The sequence below is a fragment of the Microvirga sp. P4_G7 genome (genome assembly GCF_056401005.1).
In genome coordinates this window covers 1-1,265 of sequence record NZ_JBFUKD010000885.1, presented here as the reverse complement: position 1 = coordinate 1,265, position 1,265 = coordinate 1, and the positions used below count along the sequence as shown (strand labels likewise).

The following is a 1,265-nucleotide window of genomic DNA, read 5'->3' as shown; positions in this document are numbered from 1 at the left end:
GGCATGGGCTGGAATACCTGGTATGCGTTCTGGCGCGAGATCCGAGGCTAGCCGCTGGGTCCTGTTTCATCTGGAATAGTCTAACGCGCAGTCGGCAGCGGCATTCCCGGCCGCCGCTAACGCTCCCACCATCTGAGCACGCGCAATGCCCGGAGCGTCACCCAGCGCGATGGCTTGCCCGGCCCTTCGTCGAACGTGAACCACACTCGACCCGGCAGATTCCAGTCGAGAGGCCATGTGCCGTCCACAAGCCGCCGCGCCCGCAGGTGATCGATGGCCGCACGCAGGCGCGGATCGGGAGCGGCGCCTGTTTGCATCGCAGAGGACCGGAAATAGTCGAGCGCGCGCAAGATGTCGTACCGCCAGCGGTTCGGATACAGGAAGCGCAAAAACGCCTCGTCCGCCGGTTCACCGGTGCTGAGGCGACGAAAGAGATTTCGCTCCAGCAGATAGCTCTCTCCAGATCGGCGCACTTGTCGGGATTCAGGCGTTCCTCCGGTGGCCTTCTCGTACTCCAACAGCCCCTCCAGCACGTTGATCGTGCTCGCGAATGACGAGCGGAGGGAGCCGTTGCACCTCTCGCAGTTCCAGCCGCCATCGCCCAGGCGCTCGCCCACGAGCCTCGAGACGATCGCCGACACATCGACACCGAAATAAGCTCCATCGGCCACGGTCCGGCCGTTGATGCACTCTTCGACTTCTCCTTGCCAATAGGGTTGGCCGCCCTCTTCCCAGCGAGCGTTGGCGCCGATCAATGCAACGGTGCGTTTCGCCCGCTCGGAGGATGGATCAAGACCAAATTCGCGCATTTGCGTCAGTGAAAAACAGGTAGCCGTCCACGGTTGGCCGACGTCGTTCCACTCGCGATGGTCGAATTCACGCGGCAGAAATGCACCGCCTGCCCACTGCCCATCCTCGTCCTGATGGGACAGAAGCCTCGCACCCCAACCCTGGGTCTCGACTTTGGCTCGCTCTTCCGCCCATCTCTCCTTTGGAGCGTCGATCAGGTCACGCATCACTTGCCAGCGTATCGATGGATCGGAGTCGAGAAGCCAATCGATCACTGAAACGGGGTGAGTCATGGGGACCAGCTTTCTGGGCTACCCGAGAAGACGAGAGTCTTTATAGCGTCAAACCACGAAAAAATCCCTGTAGGTCATCTTGAGGTTTTTCGAGAGCGTGGCGATCTGGATCTGCGCGGTCGCGCCGGTGCCGTCGGCGTCGTAGTAGAGCGCGCCCTTCTTGGCATCGTAGATGATGCGATC

Annotated in this window: 1 protein-coding gene; it reads right to left on the bottom strand. The window is 61.4% G+C overall.

Features of this window, described 5'->3' with window-relative positions:
• Positions 1 to 116: 116 nt before the first annotated feature.
• Positions 117 to 1,082 carry a squalene cyclase gene (locus tag AC1DT3_RS21635; RefSeq protein ID WP_477467239.1) on the bottom strand — a complete coding sequence of 322 codons (966 nt, stop codon included), beginning with the start codon at positions 1,080 to 1,082 and terminating at the stop codon, positions 117 to 119.
• Positions 1,083 to 1,265: the final 183 nt, after the last annotated feature.